General features: G+C 56.9%; 1 pseudogene. It reads right to left on the minus strand.

Going from position 1 to position 288, the window contains the following annotated elements:
* Nucleotides 1–229, minus strand: a pseudogene (locus tag IAE24_RS30045) (hypothetical protein); the annotation flags it as partial.
* Between the last annotated feature and the right edge of the window lie 59 nt (nt 230–288).

Below are 288 nucleotides of genomic sequence, written 5' to 3' on the forward strand. Positions count from 1 at the left end.
CTTGCTCAGACAGTGGAGTAACGAGCCACTGCCGGGCATATAGGCCGTCCTTCACAGCTGGATCGACTTCGATGGTTTTTTGGGTTTCCGGGTCGTACTCCGGCAATGGGGTGTCCCGCACCTCGGCGTAGCGAGGCAGGTACTGAGGCATTAAAGTGCGCGGATGGCGCTCATGCAGGACAGTCATGTCCACCGGGTACTCGCCGGTTTGTTTGTCGATGATTCTCATTAGATTGACCTCCCGAGCACAGTGCCGAGCTTGATCCAAGTAACCAAGGCGTTGCCGTC

It is taken from the genome of Delftia sp. S65, from assembly GCF_016516495.1.
GTDB lineage: Bacteria > Pseudomonadota > Gammaproteobacteria > Burkholderiales > Burkholderiaceae_C > Comamonas > Comamonas acidovorans.